Raw genomic sequence first — 22485 nt, forward strand, 5'->3', positions numbered from 1 at the left:
CAGCAGCAACCCACACGAAACACCAGGACGACACCATTGGATTCATGAAGCCCAATGCGAGCTCCCCCGCAACCGCAGACCTCTTGTGCGAAGTGTGCGGACAACTGCCGGAGCCTCCCAAGGCCCGGCTGACCCTGGCCAATATCGCCGTCATGCTGCCCATCGAGCTCCTGGTACACGCGGCAGTGGTGGAAACCCACCTCCCCTATCTGGCCAAGGTCCTGCTGCTCACTGTGACGGCCACCGTGCTGGTGATTTGGGTGGCCGAACCGTCAGCGGCAAAGGTCCTGCGCCGTTGGCTGCATGCTCCGGCTCTCCGCCATCGGCGAAGGCTGAATATGGCTCCCGCCCTGTGGAGGGCCCGCACCCTCCTGCTCGACCAACCCGGCTCGCTGCAGCAGATCACCCAGTCCCTGGCCAAACTGGAGACCAACATTCTCAGCATCCACGTGCATCTCATGGATGGCGCCGGCCCCAAGGGGACGGTTCTGGACGAGTTCGTCTTGTCCGCACCTGGCCACCTTACCGAGCACGAGCTGCTTGAGGCAATGCACGACGGCGGCGGGCATGAGTCGCGCGTTTGGCCCACCACGGCGTTGGCCATGGCCGATGGCCAAACCAAGGCCCTGAGCCTGGCGGCCCGGATTGCGGGAAACCCCGCGGAGCTTCCCCTTGCCGTTGCGGAACTGCTGTCCGCCAAAGTAGTCTCCACCGATCCGGAGCGTCCGGCGCCTGGCGGAACCTCCGTCGTCGGGCTTTCCGCCGATGTCCTTAAGATTCCCACTGCCTGGCATGGCCCACTGGTGTTCAGCCGCCCCGGCGAACCGTTCACACCGGCCGAGTCCGCGAGGGCTCATCGTTTGGCCGAGCTGGCCGAAATCCTGGCATACACTCCGGGCGTTGCTGTCTCGACCAAAGACTGACGGTATCCCAAAAGACCTCTCACACCCTTGGCGTTTGACAGCCTTCCCAGCGAGTAGGGCTGAATTTCCGCACTTCAGAGCTGTTTCCATCCTAATGAGCGTGTATGAGCGCTGTTGCTCCTCGCCACTGGGTCACAATGCGTCCGGAAGCATTTGTATACCAAACCTCTTGACAGTGCCATAGGTCACACCTATCTTTGATTTTGGGATCCCAAAACGGGATCCCAAAGGATTCCATCACCGGCTGCGGCCCCTCCCCACCAACGGGCAGGGACCGCAACAGTTGCCGCCGGCACGGATCCGGCTGTAGCGGTATCCCGCCCGGCTCATCCCCCCAAAAAGACATTCCGTCCCGTTACTCCTAATGAAGGAGAAGCTGTGTCTCTCCAAAACACCCAACAGGCAGCGCAGGAAACCGAGCCCACATCCGGCAAGAACGGCGTGCAGCGACGCACGAACGTCCGCTGGAAGTTGTTCATCCTGCTTCTGGTCCTCGTCTCGGTCAACTACATCGACCGCGGCTCCATCTCCGTAGCCCTGCCCATCATCCAGAAGGAATTCAACATGCCGCCCGAGCTTGTCGGGCTCCTGTTGTCGGCGTTTTTCTGGACCTACGCCCTGATGCAAATCCCCGTTGGCTGGCTGATCGACAAGTTCGGCCCCCGCAAAATGGTCACCGCTTCGTGCATCGGCTGGGGCGCGGCAACGGCCGCGTCCGGCTTCGCAGGCGGATTCCTGAGCATGTTCATCGCCCGCCTCGGCATCGGCGTCACCGAAGCAGGTGTGATGCCCGCCGGTGGCAAACTCAACGCCATCTGGATGCACAAGAAGGAACGTGGCCGCGGCGCTACCATCCTCGACGCCGGAGCTCCCCTCGGCGCCGGCCTGGGTGGCATCCTCATCACCTGGCTCATCGCCTCCACCGGGAGCTGGCGGATGTCGTTCATCATCGCCGGTGCCGCCACCATCCTCATGGGCCTCGCCGTCTGGTGGTACGTCCGCGACAACCCCCGCCAGCACAAGGGTGTCAATGAGGCCGAAGCCGCCTACATTGAGGCTTCCCACGCGGAAGACGACGCCGAGGCCGCCAAGGAAGGGGCGCAAGGCAAGCGCGCGCTCCTGCCGTACCTAAAATTCCGGTCCTTCTGGGCCATGTGCTTCGGTTGGCTCGGCTTCAACGGCGTCTTCTACGGGTTGCTGACCTGGGGACCGCTCTACCTGGCGCAGGCCAAGGGCTTCGACCTCAAGACCATCGGTTGGTCCACGTTCGTCATCTTCGGCGCCGGCTTCGTCGGTGAAATCCTGGGTGGCATCATCGCGGACAAGTGGCGGGCATCGGGCGCTTCGGCGAACCGCGTCATGCGCACCCTGCTGGGTTTCTCCAGCGTCGTAGTGGTGGGCGGCCTGGTAGGTGTCACCGTGGTCGCCGACCCGATCACCGCCGTCGTGCTTCTCTCGGTAGTCCTGTTCTTCCTTCGCTGGGTCGGCCTTTTCTGGTCCATCCCTTCCATCCTCGGAGGCCGCACCAACGCCGGCGTCCTCGGCGGTGCCATGAACTTCAGCGGCAATATTGCCGGATTCGTCACCCCGATTGTGGTAGGCCTGATTGTCGGAGCCACCGGTTCCTACACCTGGGCGCTGCTCTACTTTGTTGGATCCGCAGTGGTCATGGGCGTCTCCGTCCTGACCCTCGACTACAACAAGCGACTCCCGGTCTAACTCGCAAATCGACCGGTCCGGCCGGACGGTCCTGAACCGCCGAATGGCCGGATGCCCGCCGGGTTGCCGGGCGCACTGCCTCACACATCACGAAATGGAGCTGGAAATGCTAGCCGCAGAAGACACGAACAACACCGACCGCCCCCTCCGGGAGTCAGTGCGTGACACGCTCCGTTCCAGGATTTTCGAGGGGCACTATGCGCCCGGCGCCCGGCTGGTGGAACGCGACCTTGCCGCCGAATTCAACGTCTCCCGCCTGCCCATCCGCGAAGCACTCCGCATGCTGCGCCAGGAAGGCCTGATCCGCGACCGGTCCGGACGTGGCTCCGAAGTGAGCGGCTTGAGCCCCAAGGACGTGGAGGATCTCTTCGACGTCCGCCAATCCTTGGAGGTCCTCGCCTGCCGGCTGGCGTCAAAGCGGGCCACCTCCGAAGACCTCGACCGGCTCCAGGGCCTCCTGGACGAGGCCGACCGCTGCCTGGCCAAAGGTTCCATCCTGGAAGCCCACCGCGCCAACAGCGAATTCCACGACGCCATCACGGGCATCGCCAACAACGATTTTCTCCGCTCCGCACTGGAACCCCTGCAGGGCCGCATGCACTGGCTTTTCCGCCATGTCAGCGACCTCCCTGAGCTCATCCAGGAACACCGCGACCTTTACGCCGCCATCGCCAGCGGCGACCCGGACCGCGCCGCCGACCAATCGGCGTCGCACATTGGAAAGTACCGCGAACAGTTCCCGCAGGAGTCCACAGTCGCTGAGCCCAAGCTGCATCGGAAGAAACCATGAAACTCCTGGTCATCAATCCCAACATCAGTGACGACGTCACTGCGCTGATCCAAGCCGAGGCCCAACGATCGGCCGGTCCGGACACTGAACTGATCGTGCGAACCGCAGGGCACGGCGTCGAATACATCGAAACGCGCTTCGAGTCGCTCATCGCCGCAGGTGCGGTTGCCGAGCTGATCGCCGAATACGCGCACGACGGCGGCCCACACTCCCGGCCCCACGGCAGTGCCGCTGTGGACGGCGTAGTTGTGGCCGCCTTTGGGGATCCCGGCATGCCCGCACTCAAGGAACTCGTGGACATCCCGGTCATCGGCATCACGGAAGCCGCGTTGTGTGCTGCCGCCCTGCAGGGACACCGCTTCTCGATCATCGCCATCTCGGACCGCATCCAAGCCTGGTACCTCGATTGCGTGGAGCGATTCGGCTTCGGCGGGCGCCTCGCGTCCATCCGTTCCATCAACCAGAGCCTCAATTCCATCGGCTCCGTGCAGGCCGACTTCAAAAAAACCCTTCTGGCACTTAGCCGACAGGCCGTCGCCGAGGACGGCGCCGACGTCGTGATCCTGGCAGGTGCGCCGCTGGCGGGACTGGCCCGCGAGCTGGAAGGCCAGATCGCCGTACCCGTGGTGGACGGTATCTCCGCCGGCATCCGCATGACCGAGGCCGTGGTTTCGCTGAAGTCGGGTACCCACCGCGGTGGTTCTTTCGCCGCGCCGCCCGTGAAGGCCCGGCGCGGCCTGTCGGAAAACCTCGACGCTGCCCTGGCAGCAGCGCAGTCCGCGCATCTGTCCCCCACAACCTAAGACATTCCCCGAAAAGGAGGACAACGATGTCCCAACTCCCAGACCTCGTCATCGCCCACGGCACCGTGGTCAACGCCTTCGGCCGGCAGAACGCCCATGTGGTGGTCGACGGCGGCCGCATCACGCAGCTCATCAGCGCCACCGAACCCGTGCCTGCCGCCCAACGGACGGTGGACGCCGGCGGCAAGTTCGTCGTCCCCGGCGGCGTTGATGGCCATTGCCACGTTGCCCAAGTAACCGGACGGTTCCGCACACTGGATGACTACGCCGTTACTTCCCAAGCCGCGCTCTGGGGCGGCACCACCACCATCATCGACTTCGGCATCCCCCGCGACGCCCAGGAAACCCCGCTTGATGCTGTGCTCAACAAAAAACGCCTCGCCCAGGAGTCCCGCTGCGACGTTGCCCTGCACGGTTCGGTGGTCAGCTGGGACGAAACCGTGCCGTGGCAACTCGAACAACTGGCTGCCGAAGGCGTCCGGTCCGTGAAGATGTACACCACCAACCGCGGCTCCACCATGGCCGATGGCGACACCATCCTTAAGGTCATGCGGGAAATGGTCCGGCTGGATGGACTGACCTACATCCACGCCGAGCACGACCCCATCATCACCGACTGCACCGGGCAGCACGCCTCGGACGGCCGGATCGGGATCGAACACCTGCACCAGACACGTCCGGAACTCGCCGAGGAAATTTCGGTCAAGGAAACGCTGGCGATGGCCGAATACACCGGAGCGCCTGTGTACTTTGTACACCAGTCAACGCCCGGCGCCGTGGATCTGGTGACCGAGGCCCGGGAGCGCGGGCAGGAAGCCTACTCCGAGACTTGCCCGCACTATCTGACGCTTGACGACACCGTCTATGGGTCCTCGTTCCCCGAGTGGTACGCCTGCTGCCCGCCCATGAGGAGCGCCGAAACGGTGGCGGCCCTGAAGGATCGTCTTGCCGCGGGTGCCATCCACACCGTTTCCTCGGACCACTCCTGCTACGACCTGTCCCAAAAACGCGAGCGCACGGACGACGTCAGGTTCATGCCGCATGGCCTTCCCGGTGTCGAGACCCGGATGCCCGTCACTTTTACGACCCTTGTCTCCGAGGCCGGTGGTTCGGTGGAGGACTTCGTTGAAGTGTTTTCCGCCGGTCCCGCCCGGATCAACGCGCTGCCCCGGAAGGGTGCCATCGTTGAGGGTTTCGACGCCGACGTCGTGATTTTCGATCCCGCCGAACAGCGAACCGTCGACGGCGGTGCGTTGCACATGGGCACTGATTTCTCGCCTTTTGAGGGGAAGACGCTGAACGGTTGGGCCGCCGTCGTGGTTTCCGCCGGACGCGTGGTGCTCGATGGTGACGGCTTCCACGATCCCGGTCCCGTTGGCCGCTTCGTAGCCCGGAACGGGTTCACCGAGCACCGCGATGCCCTCTCTGTTCCCCTTTCCGTCTAATCTGTTCCTCTTTCAGCCAAGGAGCCCCCGATGCCCTCCCTTAACCGGCCTACACGTATCGGCATGATCGTGCCGTCGTCGAACACCTGCCTCGAACCGCAGACCTACCGGATTCTTGGCGACCGCCAGGATGTCACCATCCACTCAACCCGTATCCCGGTCACACGGATTGCCCTGGACGATTCCTCGGACAAGCAGTTCGATGCGTCGGTGATGCGCGCTGCTGCAGGGCTGCTGGCCACCGCGAACGTGGACGTCATTGCCTGGAACGGAACGTCCGGATCCTGGCTGGGCGCCGATCATGACCAAGCAATTGTCCGGGAAATCACCGAGGCCACCGGCATCCCGGCCACTACTTCCACGTTGGCGTACCTTGCAGCGTTTGCCGCCTTCGGCACCGAACGGATCGGGCTGTTCACGCCCTACACGTCTGACGTGAACGATGCCGTGATTTCTTCCTACGAGCGCGAGGGGATCAAGACTGTCGACCACAGGCACCTCGACCTCAGCGACAACGAGTCCTTTGCGCGGGTTACTGACGAGGAGATGCTGCCGGCCTCGTTGGAGTTGGCCGAATCCCGCCCGGATGCCCTGGTGTACCTGTGCACCAATCTGTACGGCGCCAACATCACGGCGGAGGTGGAGGCCCGCACCGGAGTACCCGTTCTCGATTCCGTGGCGGTCACACTCTGGCATGCCCTGAAGTTGGCCGGGGCACCCCTGCTGGATCCGAAATGGGGCCGGTTGCTGGGCTAAGGCGCCAGCACGGGCCGCGATTCGTGTCGCATTGCGTTGCGACTCTTCCGGCGTGCGAATATTTGTCCATCATTCGCATCTTTCCCTGGGGGGACCTTTGTCTGAAAACACGCACTCCGGCGCGCCCGAAACCGCCGGTTCCAACAACACGCCCGGCCCGGAATCCGGGGCGCAATTCCCTCCAAGCCAGGGCCCGGACGTTCCGGCCTGGCACCCGGAGGCCCAGAACACGGCCGGCACAGGGCCGAGCGCCTACGGAGCGCCGATTCCTGCAACACCGCGGGAAGACGTGGGCCGCGGAACCATCTTTGCCTTGGCCGCCCTGCCCATTGGCGTCATCTTGTGGATGGTCATCTGGGGCTTCGGCTGGATGTCGTCCCTGGTCACATTCGCGGCTGCAGTCATGGCCGCCAAGTTCTATGTTGCGGGCGCCGGCTCGTTGAGCCGAAAGGGCGTTTGGGTGGTCGCCGCAGTCACCACCGCGACTGCTCTCCTGTCCTTCGTGGGCGGGGTCTGGCTCGATGCCGTACAGTACCTCGGCCGCGAGCCGTTGGCCATGGTGCTCGATTCCGAGCCGTGGTCCCTTATTGGCAATGGCCTTGCGTATAACCCGGACTTCGTAGGCTTCTATATGAAGGACTTCCTTCTCGCACTGCTGTTCGGCGCCCTTGGGTGCTTCTTCACCCTGCGTCAACTGTTCGCAGCCACCAAAGCCGCATAAAGATACATGGCACGCAAACGGGCTGGGGCCACTTGAATTCAAGTGGCCCCAGCCCGTTTCTGCGTCGACAGGACAATCACACCTGGCGAGGAGGTTCTCAGACGGCGAGTTCTTCGGCGGTTGCTTCTGCTGCTTCGCTGGGCGTTGGCGCGTGGCCGCGCAGCGGAACATGCCTTATGAAGAGGGCCAGGACGAAACCGGCGGCCGCGACAATGGCCGCCCAAAGGAAGACTGACTGGATGCCGTCCGTGACAGCGGTCTTGAAGAGCTCTTGGACTGCTGCCGGCAAGGACTGAAGCGTTGCCGGGGTGATCTGTCCGTCTTGGTGCAGGCCACCGCTGCCGCCGCCCATGGCATCGGCCAGGCGTCCGGCGTAGATCGACCCGAGCACGGAAATCCCGAGGGAACCGCCCATGTTCCGGGCGAAGGTGCTGGTGCCGGTCGCGGCTCCGATATCCCGGATGTCCACACTGTTCTGCGCGATGAGGTTGGTGGTCTGCATCATGCAGCCCATGCCTGCTCCGAGAACTGCCATGTAGACACCCGACTGCCAGGCCGGGGTGTCCAGGCCCATGGTGGAGAACAGGAACAGTCCCACGGCCATCAGCGCGGACCCAACGATTGGAAGGGTTTTGTAGTGTCCGGTCCTGGTGACCAGCAGGCCGCCGCCAAGGGAGACAATCATCGCAGAGATCATCATGGGCATCAGCAGCAGCCCGCTGCTGGTGGCTGATTGGCCTTGGACGTACTGCTGGAACTGCGGCAGGAACGTGATGCCGCCGAACATGGCGAACCCGACGATGAAGCCCAACGCGTTCGCCAGTGAGAAGTTGCCGCTTCGGAAGAGCCGCAACGGAATGACCGGTTCGGCCGCACGGTTTTCGATGAACAGGAAGAGGACCAGTCCGATCGCGGCTGTTGCACCAAGGCCGATGATTTCAGGGGAGTTCCAGTCGTACTGGCTGCCGCCCCAGCTGAGCATAAGCACCAGCGCGGTGATCCAGACGCTAAGGACTGCGGAACCCCACCAGTCGATCCTGACTTTCGAGGTCCGCTCCTGACGGGGCAGCTTAAGAGTGAACCAGCACACCACCAGGGAGAGGATGCCCAAAGGAATGTTGACGTAGAACGCCCAGCGCCAGGACGCATTGTCCGTGATGAAACCGCCCAGCAGCGGGCCTCCGATCATGGCCAGCGGCATGACCGCCATCATGATGCCTTGGTACTTGCCGCGTTCGCGTGGGGGGACCATGAGCCCGATGGCCGCCATGATTCCCACCATCAGCCCGCCGGCGCCCAGACCCTGGAACGCGCGGAAGCCGATGAGTTCGGTCATGTCCTGGCTCATTCCGCAAAGCGCCGATCCGGCCAGGAAGAGCACGATCGAGATCATGAACGTGCGGCGGTGTCCGAAGATATCGCCGAGCTTTCCCCAGATAGGCGTCGCCACGGTCGAGGCCAGGACATATCCGGTGGTGACCCAGGCGAGGTGGTCCATGCCGCCCAGCTCGCCAACGATCGTGGGCAGCGCGGGGGCCACGATCATGTTGTCCAGTTGCGCAAGCAACATGGCGATGATGAGCCCGCTCATCGCGGTAATGATTTGCCGTGGGGATAACCGGGCCGGCGCTGGATTCTGTTCAGCTGTCATCAGCGTGTGTCCTTTATGAGTTATTCTTGCGTTTGCTTACCGCACGGTTAGCATAGTACTTACCGGCCGGTTAGTTAGCAAGCGGCCGGTATGAAAAGGGCAGGATGAACGACAGTGACAGATGAGAATCGGGATCTCCCCACCGGGAGCGGGACCAAGGAAAACATCCAGATGGTAGCGCTGCGCTTGTTTTCGGAGCAGGGCTACGAATCGACCTCGATGCGACAGATCGCCGAGGAACTGGGGTTTACCAAGGCCGCGCTGTACTACCACTTCAAGAGCAAGGAAGACATTGTCCGCTCCCTGATGGAGTCGATGCGCGCCCAGGTCACCGAACTGCTCGCGTGGGCACGGACGCAGGAACCCAGTCAGGAACTTCGCCGCACCGTGATCACGCGGTGGAGGGAGATCGTCCATGCCCAGGGGCTGCGGATATTCCGCTTCCTCGGATCCAATGCCCGCCTGATCCGTGACATCAAGTCGGAGTCCGGGCAACGCGAAGGAATGGCTGCCGCCGTCACTGAACTCTTCGAAATCCTCACTCCTCCCGGCGCCAGCCTGGAGGACCAGCTCCGGGTCCGCTTCGCACTGCTGACCACCAACATGCTGGGCATGGCCGCGCGCGACCTCGACGCCGACGAGGATGACATTCTCGAAGCTGCGGCACGGATCTCTGCCGGCCTGCTGCCCCCCGGCTTCTGATGCAGCAAGGTCCGGGCGCGGGCTTTCAGGGGCCGTTCAGTCCTCGTCGATCTTCTCCAGCAGCTTCCCCAGGGCATCGCGGATGTCGTCGTAGTCGTACTGGCCCGCCCGGCTCTCAGCTGAGATCACGGCGCAGCGGTGGATTTTCTTGAAGTCGCCGAACGGGAACTTGTAATGGCCTTTTTGATCATCGGGATGTTCGTCGTCCACGCCAAGGAACCATTTTGAGTACTCGGCATGGCCGTTCTTGTCCAGAAACGCGTTCTCATCATCAGCGGAAGGGGCGTGCTCGCTCCAGTCATCCCGGGCGTCCTTGACGGTCTTGCCATCCCGGATGAGGTGTTTGGCGTTCTCGAAGGCCTTCTTGTTGAGTTTTACAGCCATGCTCAACCTCGCTTCGGAGTATCAGTGGAAAGGACAGGGCACTTCTTACCGTTCACCTTAGGCCCGGCTCCCTCACTATTTGAAGACCCCGACCTTGACGATGGTGCCCCGCTCCTTCATCACCATCCGGCGACCGATGGCCCCTGTTTGGCGCAGCCACAGGACGCTGCCGTCAAAGGTCACAGCATCCACCACGCCTTGGTCCACGATTTCCTTGCCGCGGATGATTTGGACAGTTTGGCCCACGAGCAACCTCCAGTCGGACACCCGTTTGCCCCCTGCTTGGTCAAAGCGGACCCCGAACAGCGACTCTTTCGACTTCTCCTGCAACGCTGGCTCCTCGCGTCCTCTACAAAACCCTGTACAGGAGGTGTGCCGTCAGCCCTCAATCCATGACGCGATTCGTTGGCCGATTTAATTAATGTTCACAACTTAATGCCTCGGGACTTAACGCGTCAGAGCGCTTTGACCGCGCCCAGCACCTTGGTCAGGGAGTCCTTGGCATCGCCGAACAACAAGGTGGTCTGCGGCTCGTAAAGAAGCTCGTTCTCAATCCCCGCGAATCCCGGACGCATGGAGCGTTTGAGGAACACCACTTGCCGGGCATCGGCCACTTCCAGAATGGGCATCCCGTAGATCGGCGACCCGGAGGTTGTCTTCGCCGCTGGGTTCACGACGTCGTTGGCGCCGACCACCAGGGCAACGTCCGCCGTCTTGAATTCGGAATTGACCTCGCTCATCTCCTTGAGGGATTCGTACGGGACATTGGCCTCTGCGAGCAGTACGTTCATGTGTCCCGGCATCCGGCCCGCAACGGGGTGGATGGCAAAGTCCACTTCGATTCCCCGCGACTCCAACGCCAAAGCCAGCTCGGCCGCAGTGTGCTGCCCCTGTGCCACGGCAAGGCCATACCCCGGAACGATGATCACCCGTTGCGCATAGCCGAGCAGGACCGCGACGTCCTCAGCACTGGACGAACGTACCGGCCTCTCACTCACCGCAGTGGAGCCGGCAGTGGAGCCGCCCTTGAAAGCGCCGAACATGATGCCGGCAACGCTGCGCCCCATCGCAGCCGCCATGGCCCGGGTGAGGATGGTGCCGGACGCTCCAACCAAAGTCCCGGCCACCAGAAGCAGCACGTTACCCAGCACCAGTCCGGACGCAGCCACAGCCAAACCCGTAAAGGCATTCAACAGCGAAATGACGATCGGCACGTCCGCCCCGCCCACCGGAAGCACCAACAGGACGCCGGCAAGAAGGCCAAGGACCAACAGGATCATCGCCAGCACCAGCGAACCGGTCAGGATCACCGCAACACCTGCCCCGACAGCTGCCAGCAGCACCAGGGCCATCAGCACGGGGAGCCCCGGGAACGTCACTGGCCGGGTGGTCATGAGCCCCTGGAGCTTCGCAAAAGTCACGCCGGACCCGGCAAATGACACTGCGCCCACCAGCAGCGTAAAGACAATTGCCAGCCGAACCCAGGCGTCCTCAGTGTGCGAAAGCTCCAGCAAGGCAACCAGTGCCGCGGCGCCGCCACCCACGCCATTGAACAGGGCAACCAGTTGCGGCATCTGCGTCATCTGAACCCTGCGGGCCACCGGGGCAGCCACACCTGCACCGACGGCAACCGCCCCGAGAATCCAAGGAACGTTATCCAGCTTCACCGACACAAACACCGTCACCACGGCCAGGAGTGCCCCAACAGCCCCGATCAAATTTCCGCGCCGGGCGGTCCGCGGGGAATTGAGGCCTTTGAGGGCAAGGATGAAGCAGGCCGCTGCTGCCAGGTACAGGATCGCCGTCCAGGTGGGATTGATCAGGGTCACCGGCGGTGCTCCTCAATTGCGCCCGCGGCTGTTCCAGGTTTCGACGGCGGCCGCTGCCTTCCCCGGAACATCTCCAGCATGCGGTCGGTCACCACGAACCCGCCGACGAGGTTGGCCGTGGCAAGGACAACAGCCAACAGGGCGATCGCCAACACCCACGGATCCCCGGCCTGGCCCGCCACGATGATGGCCCCCACCAGGATGATGCCGTGAATCGCATTCGCCCCCGACATCAGGGGTGTGTGCAGGGTGCTGGAGACCTTGGAAACAACTTCGAAGCCCACAAACACGGCCAGCACAGTGATTGTCAGCAGGCTTATGCCGTCCATCAGCGCACACCTTCCGTTCCAGGATGGATATTTCCAAAGGGTGCACTCTCCCCGGCGAGCGCCGTGAGCGCCTCCGCCGTGGGTCCATGACGGACAGCGCCATCGTGGGTGAGGCAGGTGCCGGCCACCACTTCGTCGTCAAAATCAGGGGAAACCACGCCGTCCGTGGTCATGAGCGCCAGCAGGTTGGCCACGTTCTTGGCGTACAGGCGGGAGGCGTCCGCGGGCATTGCCGAGGCGACGTCCTTCATCCCCACCAGCGTCACTGCGCCTTGCCCGTCACCCGTGGGGATGGAAATGTCCTGGCCGGGGATACACCCTTCGACGTTTCCCCCTGATTCGGCGGCGAGGTCTACCACCACCGACCCCGGCCTCATTCCTTGAACCATTTCGCGGCTCACCAGCAGGGGCGCTTTCCTGCTCGGAACGGCGGCAGTGGTGATCAGGACATCGGCTTGTGCCACGTGCGGCGCCAGAAGTGCCCGCTGAAGTGCTCCCCTGTCGGCGCTGAGCTCCCGTGCGTACCCGCCTGATGCTTCAGCTGTTTCCAGGTCCAACTTGATGAACGTGCCGCCCATGGAGGCAACCTCGTCCGCTGAAGCCGGGCGGATGTCGTTGGCGGAAACCCGGGCGCCGAGCCTTTTGGCGGTGCCGATGGCCTGCAACCCGGCCACACCGGCTCCCAACACAAGAACGCGGGCGGGCGGGATGGTTCCTGCTGCCGTCATGTACAGCGGGAAGAACCGCGGCAAGCGCATGGCAGCCTCCAGGACGCACCGGTACCCCGCCACCAGTGCCTGCGAGGTCAGCGCGTCCATGGACTGGGCACGTGAGATCCGGGGAACCAGCTCCAGGGCAAATGCGGTAATTCCACCGACAGCGAGCGCCCGGACGGTGGGCAGCTCCGACGACGGCGACCCCAGGCCCACGGTGACGGCGCCCCTGCGGAGGGCTCCCGCCGTCGTCGGATCCATGGGACGCACGTGGCAGTAGACGTCCAGCGATCCGAGGTCCAAGGATCCCACCACGGCCGCTCCTGCGAGGCGGTAGTCGTCGTCGCTGTGCCCGGCGGCCAGTCCGGCACCGGACTGGACATCCACCCCCAGACCCAGCCCCACCATTTGCTTGACTGTTTCCGGCGTGGCGGCCACCCGCCGCTCGCCGTCGAGCGCCTCGCGTGCTATGCCTGCCTTCACCCGCCACCCCTCTTCCGAACGCTCCAGAACCCGGTTGGCATGAGTCTATGACCGCGAGGGTCCGGGCGGGAGTAGGGGGGCTGCGCTATGTGCACAAGTCCACTAGGGTCGATTGAAGCGGATCAACCCGCCACCACACCGTCGACGAGCCGGTTCCGGCCGTGCCGTCGGAAAGGAACGCCGCTATGGACACCTTCAAAATCGGTTATTTCGTTGGAAGCCTGGCCAGCAATTCCATCAACCGGGTCCTCTCCAAAGCGCTGATCAGCGTGGCGCCCCCGGAGCTCGATTTCCATGAAATCGCCATCAAGGATCTTCCCCTCTACAGCTCGGACTACGATGCCGATTTCCCGCCCGCCGGCAGGGAGCTGAAGGATGCCATCGCGGCGTCGGACGGGATCCTGTTTATCTCTCCCGAATACAACCGCTCCATCCCGGGCGCCCTGAAGAACGCCATCGACTGGGGCTCGCGCCCCTGGGGCACCAACTCCTTCGCCCGGAAGCCCACCGGCATCATCGGCGCTTCGCCTGGCGGCATTGGCACCGCAGTGATGCAGTCCTCCATGCGCAGCGTTTTGAGCTTCCTGGACGCGCCGCAGCTGAACGCGCCTGAGGCGTACATCCGCTTCGTGGCAGATGCATACGACGACGACGGCTCAGTCAGGGACGAAGGCACGGCTGCGCTGTTGCGCCACTACATGGAGGAGTACAGCGCGTTCGTCCAGCGTGTCCTGGCAGCGAATGCACCCGGCCACATCGGTGACCAGGAGCCGGATTCGGCCAAGCTCACCCGCTAGCCCGGCCCGGGGGTGCCGTCCTGCGAAGCGGGCGGCATCCCCGGGAACGCCTATTATGACGATTTAGTCAGTATGCTTACGAGTATGAGGATTCGCGCCCCCTACTCAGGAGATACCGATGCTTCGTAAATTAGCCATGACAACAGCGGTATTGGCCCTTTTCGTGGGGTCCATGGCATCCACCGCCGCCGCCGATGCAACAGTTACAACTCATGTCCAAAGCAACGTGGCCGCCACCACGTCCACACCCACGCCGGAACCCAGCAACCCTTCCGGCCCGTCAACGCAGACGCCCACCAACCCCGCCCCTTCCTCGGGAGCGCCAAGCACATCCAACCCTGCGGGCAGCGGGCCCGCCAACCCGGGAACCGGAGAATCCGACCCCCAGGAGCAGACGCGCACCAGCGCCGTTCCCTGGGTCCTGGCAGGCGTTGCGGCGGTCATCATTATCGCCTTGATCATTTGGACCCTGCGGAACCGGCGCGGGCGGGACAAGGGAATCGGCGAGGACCGCTAGGTCAGCTTTCCAATAAGGCTGCCCTCAAGGTTCTCCAACAGGTGCCGCGGATTGTCATAAACTTCCGCGGCACCTGCGTCACGCAATTCGGCCTCACTGATTCCGCCGCAGGTCAGGGCGATCACCGGAACACCAATGGCCGAACCGGCCTTGACGTCCCACACCGCGTCGCCCACAAACACAACATCCTCCGGGCCCAGGTGGAGCTTCTCCAGGCAGGCCTCCAGGATGTCGGGCGCGGGCTTGCTGGCACTGGCGTCATTGGAGCTGGTCCACGCATCAATGGCCGAGCCGGCGTCGAGGAGCTGGCGGCTCACCTCAAGATCCCGATCCTGCGCGGAGGACGCCAAACCAACGGCCAGCCCGGCGTCCGAACACGCCGCCAGGAGGTCGCGGGCAGATTCGAAGGTCCGCAACGTGGGCCAGAACGTTGAAAAGACCGCACTATGCGCCGATTTCAGGTCCTCCTGCAAGTCCTCGGAAGAATCGGGCACCAGGCTCTGGATGAGCCGGTCGCCGCCCATGCCCACGCAACGATGGATGGCCGACATTTGGACGTCCAGCCCTTCGCGCCGGAACGCCTGCCACCACGCCATCGCATGGAAGTAGCTGGAATCAATCAGGGTGCCGTCCACATCGAACAGGACACCGCGCTTCTTTTGGGTGGAGTCAGCTGCCACAGTTGGCCACCTCCGCCCGCGCCTGCGAGCCTTGGGCCTGCCCCGCCCGGGCCTGCCCCGCCCGCGCCTGCGAGCCCTGGGCCGCGAGAGCAGAATCGATCACGGGTTCTTCCAGCATCAGTACGGCGTAGCGTTCCGCAGAGCCCTTTTGCAGGAGGCCGGTGCCTGCCACTTCCCTGATGGCGGCCACCCCTTCCACGGCATCGTCCACGGAGGAAAACCGCTTGGACAGGCCCATCAGCGAGTCCCCGCCATCCACCATCAAAATCCGATATCCCCCATCGGGCGTTTCAACCAGTTCCAAGTGCCCGGCCATTCGCTACCTCCTCGTCTTCGATGAAAAACAGCTTAGTAAGTTTACTTAGTATAGACCGGCGGAAATAATCCGTAACGCTGGAAATACGCGCCTGCAACTTCTTGTTGGCGTGGATATGACAACAATCGGAATCATCGGTGCAGGACATATTGGAAGCCAGGTTGCACGGAAGGCCGTGGAGCTGGGCTACGACGTCGTGATCAGCAACTCACGGGGTCCCGAAACGCTGGGTGAGCTCGTGGCGGAACTCGGGCCGCGCGCCCGCGCCGCCACGGCAGCCGAGGCAGCAGCGGCAGGCGATTTCGCCGTCGTGACCGTTCCCCTCAAGAACTACCGCGACATTCCCGCCCAACAGCTCGAGGGCAAGGTGGTTATCGACACCAACAACTACTACTGGGAGCGTGACGGCCGCATCCCGGAACTGGACAACGGCGAAGCCACCACCTCCGGATTGCTGCAGAAGCACCTTCCCACCTCCAAGGTAGCCAAGGGCTTCAACCACATCATGGCCAAGGAGATCACCAGCGACGGCACCCCTGCGGGGACACCGAACCGCCGCGCGCTGGCCACCGCCAGCGACTTCCCGGAAGCAGCTGAACTCGTCACCAGGCTCTACGACGAGTTCGGCTTCGACACCGTCAACATCGGCCCACTCGAAGACAGCTGGCGCGTCGAGCGTGACCGCCCGGCCTATGTCATTCGCCAGAACGCGGAAGAGCTCCGCGAAAACCTCGCCAAGGCCAGCCGCACCATCTAGGACAACGCACTACGGCGGGCAGGCGGCTTACGCTTGCCCGCCTCCTGCCTGCCGCGAGAACAAGGATCGCTTACTTTGCTGAGCGGTTTCGATAAGCAACACCCATCCATGGTTAGTCTCAGCCCATGGAAAACACACACTACGACGCAGTCATTGTTGGTGGCGGCCACAACGGGTTGACGGCGGCCGCATACCTGGCCCGGGCGGGTAAGAGCGTTGCCGTTCTTGAACGCAATGACCATTTTGGTGGCGCCGCGGTTTCAGCGGCCGCTTTCAAGGGCGTCGATGCCCGGCTCTCGCGCTACTCATATCTGGTCAGCCTGCTCCCGGAGCGGATCATCCAGGAACTGAACCTGGACATTGCCCTGGCCCGTCGCCGGTATTCCTCCTACACGCCGGACCCGGACAAGCCCGAAACCGGCCTGCTGATAGATGCGGGCGACTCGACGGCGAGCCGGGAATCCTTCCGCAACGTGGGCGCTGAAGCCGATTTCGATGCCCTGGAAAACCTCTACACCGACACCGGCAAGCTGGCGCAGGCGCTGTTTCCCACAGTTTGCGAGCCGCTGCCCACCCGATCGGAAGCCCGGGCACTGGTAGCCGATGACGAACTCTGGAACGCCTTCATTGAAAATCCATTGGCCCAGGTCATCACCGAACGCCTAGGCCACGACCTTGTCCGGGGCCTTGTTTCAACCGACGCCCTGATCGGCACCTTCACATCGCCCGAGGATCCCTCCCTGGACGCCAACCGCTGCTTCCTGTACCACGTAATCGGCAACGGGACCGGGCACTGGGACATCCCCCTGGGCGGCATGGGCAGCGTTTCACGGGAACTTGAGCGGGCTGCCCGGGAAGCCGGCGCCGTGCTGCTCGCCAACGCCGAGGTAACAGCGATTTCCGACGACGGCGGAGTCCGGTTCCGGCACGACGGCGCGGAACGGGTAATCCGCGGCAGGCGCGTCCTGTCCAACGTATCGCCGTGGGTCCTGCAAGGCCTCCTGGGCGAGGCTTCGCCACTGCAGTCGGCCCAGCCACATCAGTGGGTGCGGCCGGAAGGCGCACAGATCAAGGTCAACCTGCTCCTTCGCCGGCTACCGAAGCTCCTGGACACCTCAGTCACTCCCGAAGCTGCGTTTGGTGGCACCTTCCACATCAACGAGCGGTACCAACAACTGGCCGAGGCGCATCAGGCGGCCACAGATGGGCGCATCCCCAGCCCGCTCCCCTGTGAAATCTACTGCCACTCGCTGACAGACCCCAGCATCCTTTCCGATGAACTCATTGCTGCCGGAGCCCAAACCTTGACGGTGTTCGGACTCCATACTCCGGACAGGTTGGTGACTGAAGAAAACAACCACGAAATGCGTTCCAAACTCCAGGCAGCCGTGCTCGAATCACTGAACTCCGTCCTGGCTGAGCCCATCGAGGATCTCCTCCTCAAGGACGCAGACGGAAATCCCTGTGTTGAGGCCAAGACCACCCTTGACCTTGAGCATGCACTGAACATGTCGGGCGGAAACATCTTCCATGGCGACCTGCAGTGGCCTTTCCTGGAAGATGACGAGCCCCGCATCTCGCCGGCCGAACGATGGGGCGTGGCCACGGGGCGACCCAACATTTTCCTATGCGGGGCAGGCGCACGTCGCGGCGGAGGAGTCAGCGGATTGGGCGGACACAACGCCGCCATGGCCGTCCTGGAGGATTTGCAGGACTAAACCGTGTCACGAACCGGGACCTTGGCGCACTTTATGGGTGGCGGCCTCCCCGGACGCTCGGCGCATCGGGCTTCCGGGGAGGCAGCTGTGCCCTGACACGCAGCTACCCGGAGGAGTCCCATGTCCACCAAAATTTCCGCTTGGCCACCGGCGACGCCCATGTGGGTGGATCTGGGAGTGGATGACCTCGATGCCGCCATGGCCTTCTACTCGGATCTTTTCGACTGGACCTTCCACCCAGGCGGCCCGGAGTCGGGCGGCTACGTGCTGGCAGAACTCCGGGGTCGCGCTGTGGCAGGACTGGGTCCGAAGCAGGACCCGGGAATGCCGAACACGTGGACCACGTACTTGGCGTCGGACGATGTCGATGCCACAGCCAGGAAAGTCGCGGCAAGCGGCGGACAACTGATCGCACCGCCCTTCGACGTGATGGACTCCGGCCGAATGGCCGTGGTTTTGGACAGCACAGGCGCTGTCTTCGGAATCTGGCAGGCCGGGAACCACATCGGAGCTGAACGCGTCAACGAACACGGCGCACTGTGCTGGAACGAACTCCATACACGCGACCATGCGGCCACCGCATCCTTCTACGCGGATGTCTTCGACGTCAGTTTCCAGGACATCAACGACGACAACCACGTCTACTCCACTATCCGCAGGCCGCTGGACGGCCGGGAAGTCGGAGGAGTCCTGCACGACGCCGAGGCCTCCATCAACGACCATTGGATGACGTGGTTTGCCAGCGACCACGTCCACAGCACTGCGCTAAGGGCCGTGGAACTTGGCGCCACCCTGGTGCGGCCCGTCGCTGAGAGCCCGCTGGGTCGTACGGCCATTGTGCGAGCCCCGCAAGGTGAGACTTTCGGCATCATCGACGCCCCGAGGACAAGCGACAGGTAGAGCGCACTCAGGCTACAACGCCGTCAGGCTACAACGCCGTCAGGCTGCAAGCCGTGTCAGGCTAAAGCGCACTCAGGCTACAGCGGGGTCCAGGGCCTCCGAAATCACCTCATGGGCGTGCGCCGCAGCAAGGGGGGCGGCCAAGCGATGGACCGCCAGGAAGGTCTTTCGAACGGCCGGTCCGTGCCACTCCGGCGGAAGGTAGTCCTCGGGCAGGTTCGGGTCCTTGTAGGGGAACTTCCGCCACATCGTGAGCATGGGTATGTAGTAGCGGAAGGCTTCACGCCGGAGCTCCTCGGTGGAGTCGGCCAGAGCGGCCTCAGGATCGCTTCCCACGCGCTCCGTCCACTGCCGTTCCGCGCCCTCGTAGAGCTCCAGGAACTCAGTGAATTGCTGGTCGAGGTCTTTCAGGTCCCACCACTCGGAGATCTTGGGTCGCATGGGTCCATCGAAGACGTAGTCGCTGCGGAAAAGGTCCACGAACTCGATCAAGCCGCTGACCGTGAGGCGTTCCCTGGCTTGCTCCAGCTTGTTCGCCGGGGCGATCCACACGCCGTTGGCCACGGAACCAAATCCCAGTCCAAGCAGCGCAGAGCGTAGTTGGTGCCGGCGGTTTCGCATGGACTCAGGGACGGAAAACACCGCCAGCACCCATGTGTCCACGGGCGCGGGTTGCTCGGGGGCGAAGATCCGCCTGTCGCCTTCACGGAAAACGTCGCTGATGGACTCCGAAATCTTGTACTTGGCGATCCCGCCTTCACGCACGCTCTTGAGCACGCCTTTGGCCTTGAGCCTGGACACGGAGGACCGCACTCCCGGGGCGTCATATCCCAGGGACCCCAGCATGGAGATCAGGGCCGAGACCGGCAAGGCATCGCCCGCGTTCCGCCCGTAAAGGCCGAAGATGGTGACGAGCAATTGCTGGTGGCGAACCGGGGGTGCCGGGACGGCGAACATCGAAGGATCCTCATTTCCGCGCCGCACTGCAGGCGCCAGTCCACTTCATCATAGGTGTGGGAACAGCCCGGCCCCCTCAATGAACGGCAGCGAACTGGCATGGGCATAGTAAGGATGCTTACTATGGGAGGACACTTGAACTCCGCATCAGGATCAAGCAGCCACACAGAGTACTTTCCGCATCAACGATAGGAAGCACATCATGGCAGGAAATCTTGTAGCCCGCTCCATCCACGACCTCACGGCTGCGGCATGGTTTGGCGGGTCATTGATGGGGGCCATCGGACTTAACGGTGCCGCAGCAGAGGCCAAGGACCCCACCGAGCGCACCCGCTTGTCCAGCAAGGGCTGGGGAAAGTGGGCTCCAGTCCAGACCGCGGCCTTCGCGGGCCACCTCGCCTCCGATCTCGCCATCGCTTGGGAGAACAAGGGCCGGATCGCCAAGCAGGACAACGTTGCCGCCAACACCGTTTACAAAACCGTGGTGACCCTGGCCGGCGCCGCGGTGACCCTGTACGCAGGCGTTGTGGGCAAGAAGGTGGACGAACTCTCCGGCGAGGGTGCCGAAGGAGCCACGGAGCCCCGTGCGGGAGCTTCGAATGAACTGAAGTCCGCCCAAACCCAGTTGAAGGCCCTCCAGTGGGCCATCCCCGCCTTCGCGGCCTGGGTGATCATTCTTGGCGCCAAGCACGGAGAGATGCAGCGCCCCAAGAACATCCTGAAGGGCTTGCGCTGACCCCACCCCGGCAAACCCTTATCCCCCAAAAAACCCCCGCCGGGTTGGCAGTTAATGACAATCCCAGAGCTCCACATTGTCATTAATTGCCAAGTCGAGGGACGGATGATGCCCCCTGCACAGCCCTGACCAGGTTCTCCGGCCAGGGCTGTGCGGTGGTGGTTCCTTGGGGGACGTGGACCGTGGTGACCGTCCCGTAAGCGGCGACGTCGCCGGCGTCGGACTTCACTTCAAACGCCATGGTCAACGAGGTCCGTCCGAGCGCATGGATCTTCACCGTGGCCGTGATGCGTTGGCCGAACCAGAGCTTGGCCTTGTAATTGACCACCTGTTGGACCCGCGGAGCGCTGGGAAAGTAGTCCGGCAAGTCCAACAAACGGAAGAGCTCAGCCTCCGCGGCTTCAACCCACCGCATAATGGCGGAGTTGTGCTGGTGCCCGGAGGCGTCCGTGTCCACCCACTCGACGGTCCGCTCGACGCACGCTTCCGGAAACATGATCCCCCTAGCGCGCGCTGACAGCGGCGTCGTCAGGATCGACGACGGCGGCTACCGGCGCCTCGGGCTGCGGTTTGGGGATCATCGCGACGGCGGCAGCGGCCAGTACGGCGATCCCGGCGAAGATCGCGAAGTTGGCCTCAAAGGGCAGCTTCGAACCTGCAATCCAGCCGCCGATCAACGGACCGGAAATGGCTCCAAGCCGGGCGAAGCTGAGCGCCCAACCTGTTGCCGTACCGCGGACCTTCGCCGGGTAGTAGTCGGCAATGTAGCCCGTGAGGACCAGCGATGTGGAGATGGAACCCACCCCTGCGAAGGCCACGAACAGCAGGTTGACCACCATTGTGTTCGGAAAGACCAACAGCATGATGCCAAGGCCGCCCAGGATGTAGAAAACCACCAGGATGAGCTTCTTGCCGTACTTGTCCGCCGCGCGTCCCAGGAGCAGGCCGCCGATTGCCGAGGCAAGGCTGAAGACCAGGAGGAACGTCAGGGATGAACCGAGATCGTACCCGGCCTTCTTCATGATGCTCGGCAACCAGGTGTTCAGCCCATAGACCAGCACCAGGCCACAGAACAACGAGATCCAGAAGAACACGGTGGAGCGCAGATACTTCCTGGAGAACATGGTGGTGATGGTCTTCCACCAAGGCTCGGCACCGCCCTGGGCAACGGGAGCCACCGGAACCACCGGCCGGTAGTCGGCGATCCGCAGCCTGGTGGCCAACGCCTTGGCCTCTGACCTGCGCCCCTTGGACTCCAGGTACTCCAGCGACTCGGGCAGGAATTTCCAAATGATGGGCAGCAGGACAATCGGTGCGGCACCAATGGCAATCACGGCACGCCAGCCGCCGACCGGCAGGACAAACAGGGCGGCGAGTGCTGCTGCCACGATCCCCAGGGAGTAGCCGGAGTACATCAGTCCGTAGTTGAACGACCGCTTGTTAGGGGCCGAGTACTCAATGGTCAGTGCAGCGGCCACCGGGATGACACCGCCCATTCCTAGGCCGCCAACGAGCCGGAACAGTCCGAACAGTTCAGGGGTCGGAGCCCAGGCCGCGCCCACCTGGGTGATGGTGAAGATGACCATGGAAGCAAGGAGCATCTTCTTGCGTCCCACGAGGTCGCTGAGGGTGCCAATAAACAACGCCCCAATAAGCATGCCGATCAAGGCATATGATCCGAGGCCGCCCAGAGCAATGGGTGAAAGGTTCCACTCCTTGTACTCCGCGAGGGCCGGGAGGACAGCCCCCAGGACGCCGACGTCGTAGCCTTCGGCGAGGATCGCAAGCCAGCAGCAGAACAGCACCAGGCCGGTGGTCTTCTTGGGCACGTTCCAGTCGTTGACTGGTGCGGTGGCCAT

General features: G+C 63.3%; 25 protein-coding genes. 14 read left to right on the forward strand and 11 right to left on the reverse strand.

The window, feature by feature from the left end; genetic code table 11:
- Positions 1–44: 44 nt before the first annotated feature.
- The 7 genes from PJL15_RS18375 to PJL15_RS18405 all read left to right on the forward strand — a co-directional run bounded on the left by PJL15_RS18375 (position 45) and on the right by PJL15_RS18405 (position 7157).
- Positions 45–923, forward strand: coding sequence for an amino acid-binding protein (locus tag PJL15_RS18375; protein WP_281452577.1), 879 nt, complete (start codon positions 45–47; stop codon positions 921–923).
- A 378-nt stretch (positions 924–1301) separates the two neighbouring features.
- Positions 1302–2642: an MFS transporter gene (locus tag PJL15_RS18380; protein ID WP_281452578.1), complete on the forward strand. Its 1341-nt coding sequence runs from the start codon at positions 1302–1304 to the stop codon at positions 2640–2642.
- A 106-nt stretch (positions 2643–2748) separates the two neighbouring features.
- Entirely contained in the window at positions 2749–3432 is a 684-nt protein-coding gene (locus tag PJL15_RS18385) for a GntR family transcriptional regulator (RefSeq protein WP_281452579.1), read from the forward strand.
- The gene (locus PJL15_RS18390; protein ID WP_281452580.1) at positions 3429–4235 is read left to right on the forward strand and encodes an aspartate/glutamate racemase family protein; all 807 of its coding nucleotides are present in this window, start codon (positions 3429–3431) and stop codon (positions 4233–4235) included. The genes PJL15_RS18385 and PJL15_RS18390 overlap by 4 nt, the downstream gene beginning before the upstream one ends.
- A 26-nt stretch (positions 4236–4261) precedes the next feature.
- Positions 4262–5680 (forward strand): amidohydrolase family protein, encoded by a 1419-nt coding sequence (locus tag PJL15_RS18395; RefSeq protein ID WP_281452581.1) that lies wholly within the window; start codon positions 4262–4264, stop codon positions 5678–5680.
- A gap of 30 nt (positions 5681–5710) precedes the next feature.
- Entirely contained in the window at positions 5711–6436 is a 726-nt protein-coding gene (locus tag PJL15_RS18400) for a maleate cis-trans isomerase family protein (RefSeq protein WP_281452582.1), read from the forward strand.
- A 97-nt stretch (positions 6437–6533) separates the two neighbouring features.
- Positions 6534–7157 (forward strand): hypothetical protein, encoded by a 624-nt coding sequence (locus tag PJL15_RS18405; protein WP_281452583.1) that lies wholly within the window; start codon positions 6534–6536, stop codon positions 7155–7157.
- Positions 7158–7254: 97 nt separating this feature from the next.
- On the opposite strand, the gene PJL15_RS18410 is transcribed toward PJL15_RS18405, so the two are convergent.
- On the reverse strand, positions 7255–8808 hold the full coding sequence (locus PJL15_RS18410) for an MDR family MFS transporter (protein WP_281452584.1): 1554 nt from the start codon (positions 8806–8808) through the stop codon (positions 7255–7257).
- A gap of 114 nt (positions 8809–8922) precedes the next feature.
- Here PJL15_RS18410 and PJL15_RS18415 point away from each other — a divergent pair, with 114 nt between their 5' ends.
- Positions 8923–9510, forward strand: a complete 588-nt coding sequence (locus PJL15_RS18415; protein ID WP_281452585.1) for a TetR/AcrR family transcriptional regulator — start codon at positions 8923–8925, stop codon at positions 9508–9510.
- Positions 9511–9546: 36 nt separating this feature from the next.
- Here PJL15_RS18415 and PJL15_RS18420 read toward each other — a convergent pair whose 3' ends face one another.
- The 5 genes from PJL15_RS18420 to PJL15_RS18440 all read right to left on the reverse strand — a co-directional run bounded on the left by PJL15_RS18420 (position 9547) and on the right by PJL15_RS18440 (position 13248).
- Positions 9547–9894 carry a hypothetical protein gene (locus PJL15_RS18420; protein WP_281452586.1) on the reverse strand — a complete coding sequence of 116 codons (348 nt, stop codon included), beginning with the start codon at positions 9892–9894 and terminating at the stop codon, positions 9547–9549.
- 75 nt (positions 9895–9969) lie between these two features.
- Positions 9970–10224: a hypothetical protein gene (locus tag PJL15_RS18425; protein WP_281452587.1), complete on the reverse strand. Its 255-nt coding sequence runs from the start codon at positions 10222–10224 to the stop codon at positions 9970–9972.
- A 125-nt stretch (positions 10225–10349) separates the two neighbouring features.
- Positions 10350–11723, reverse strand: a complete 1374-nt coding sequence (locus PJL15_RS18430; protein WP_281452588.1) for an NAD(P)(+) transhydrogenase (Re/Si-specific) subunit beta — start codon at positions 11721–11723, stop codon at positions 10350–10352.
- Positions 11720–12052: an NAD(P) transhydrogenase subunit alpha gene (locus tag PJL15_RS18435; RefSeq protein WP_281452589.1), complete on the reverse strand. Its 333-nt coding sequence runs from the start codon at positions 12050–12052 to the stop codon at positions 11720–11722. The genes PJL15_RS18430 and PJL15_RS18435 overlap by 4 nt, the downstream gene beginning before the upstream one ends.
- The gene (locus PJL15_RS18440) at positions 12052–13248 is read right to left on the reverse strand and encodes an NAD(P) transhydrogenase subunit alpha (RefSeq protein ID WP_281452590.1); all 1197 of its coding nucleotides are present in this window, start codon (positions 13246–13248) and stop codon (positions 12052–12054) included. The genes PJL15_RS18435 and PJL15_RS18440 overlap by 1 nt, the downstream gene beginning before the upstream one ends.
- 185 nt (positions 13249–13433) lie before the next feature.
- Between PJL15_RS18440 and PJL15_RS18445 the strand changes: the two genes are divergently transcribed.
- Positions 13434–14045 carry an NADPH-dependent FMN reductase gene (locus tag PJL15_RS18445; RefSeq protein ID WP_281452591.1) on the forward strand — a complete coding sequence of 204 codons (612 nt, stop codon included), beginning with the start codon at positions 13434–13436 and terminating at the stop codon, positions 14043–14045.
- A 118-nt stretch (positions 14046–14163) separates the two neighbouring features.
- On the forward strand, positions 14164–14562 hold the full coding sequence (locus PJL15_RS18450) for a hypothetical protein (RefSeq protein ID WP_281452592.1): 399 nt from the start codon (positions 14164–14166) through the stop codon (positions 14560–14562).
- Here the strand turns inward: PJL15_RS18450 and PJL15_RS18455 are convergent.
- Both PJL15_RS18455 and PJL15_RS18460 read right to left on the reverse strand, forming a co-directional pair.
- Positions 14559–15242: an HAD family hydrolase gene (locus PJL15_RS18455; protein ID WP_281452593.1), complete on the reverse strand. Its 684-nt coding sequence runs from the start codon at positions 15240–15242 to the stop codon at positions 14559–14561. The genes PJL15_RS18450 and PJL15_RS18455 overlap by 4 nt on opposite strands.
- On the reverse strand, positions 15232–15558 hold the full coding sequence (locus tag PJL15_RS18460; RefSeq protein WP_281452594.1) for a hypothetical protein: 327 nt from the start codon (positions 15556–15558) through the stop codon (positions 15232–15234). The genes PJL15_RS18455 and PJL15_RS18460 overlap by 11 nt, the downstream gene beginning before the upstream one ends.
- Positions 15559–15673: 115 nt before the next feature.
- Here PJL15_RS18460 and PJL15_RS18465 point away from each other — a divergent pair, with 115 nt between their 5' ends.
- The 3 genes from PJL15_RS18465 (at position 15674) to PJL15_RS18475 (ending at position 18933) form a co-directional block, all read left to right on the forward strand.
- The gene (locus PJL15_RS18465) at positions 15674–16315 is read left to right on the forward strand and encodes an NADPH-dependent F420 reductase (protein WP_281452595.1); all 642 of its coding nucleotides are present in this window, start codon (positions 15674–15676) and stop codon (positions 16313–16315) included.
- 125 nt (positions 16316–16440) lie between these two features.
- Positions 16441–18033: a phytoene desaturase family protein gene (locus PJL15_RS18470; protein WP_281452596.1), complete on the forward strand. Its 1593-nt coding sequence runs from the start codon at positions 16441–16443 to the stop codon at positions 18031–18033.
- Positions 18034–18153: 120 nt separating this feature from the next.
- On the forward strand, positions 18154–18933 hold the full coding sequence (locus PJL15_RS18475; protein WP_281452597.1) for a VOC family protein: 780 nt from the start codon (positions 18154–18156) through the stop codon (positions 18931–18933).
- Between the two features lie 72 nt (positions 18934–19005).
- Here the strand turns inward: PJL15_RS18475 and PJL15_RS18480 are convergent, their stop codons facing one another.
- The gene (locus tag PJL15_RS18480) at positions 19006–19890 is read right to left on the reverse strand and encodes a PaaX family transcriptional regulator (protein ID WP_281452598.1); all 885 of its coding nucleotides are present in this window, start codon (positions 19888–19890) and stop codon (positions 19006–19008) included.
- A 202-nt stretch (positions 19891–20092) separates the two neighbouring features.
- Here PJL15_RS18480 and PJL15_RS18485 point away from each other — a divergent pair, with 202 nt between their 5' ends.
- A complete protein-coding gene (locus tag PJL15_RS18485; protein WP_281452599.1) occupies positions 20093–20626 on the forward strand; it encodes a hypothetical protein in 534 nt (177 codons plus the stop codon).
- Positions 20627–20708: 82 nt separating this feature from the next.
- Here the strand turns inward: PJL15_RS18485 and PJL15_RS18490 are convergent, their stop codons facing one another.
- Together PJL15_RS18490 and PJL15_RS18495 are read right to left on the reverse strand one after the other, a co-directional pair.
- Complete coding sequence (locus tag PJL15_RS18490; RefSeq protein WP_281452600.1) at positions 20709–21122, reverse strand: acyl-CoA thioesterase; 414 nt, start codon at positions 21120–21122, stop codon at positions 20709–20711.
- Between the two features lie 7 nt (positions 21123–21129).
- Positions 21130–22485 (reverse strand): MFS transporter, encoded by a 1356-nt coding sequence (locus PJL15_RS18495; protein WP_281452601.1) that lies wholly within the window; start codon positions 22483–22485, stop codon positions 21130–21132.

The sequence above is a fragment of the Paenarthrobacter nitroguajacolicus genome, from assembly GCF_029952445.1.
Taxonomy (GTDB): Bacteria; Actinomycetota; Actinomycetes; order Actinomycetales; family Micrococcaceae; genus Arthrobacter; species Arthrobacter nitroguajacolicus_B.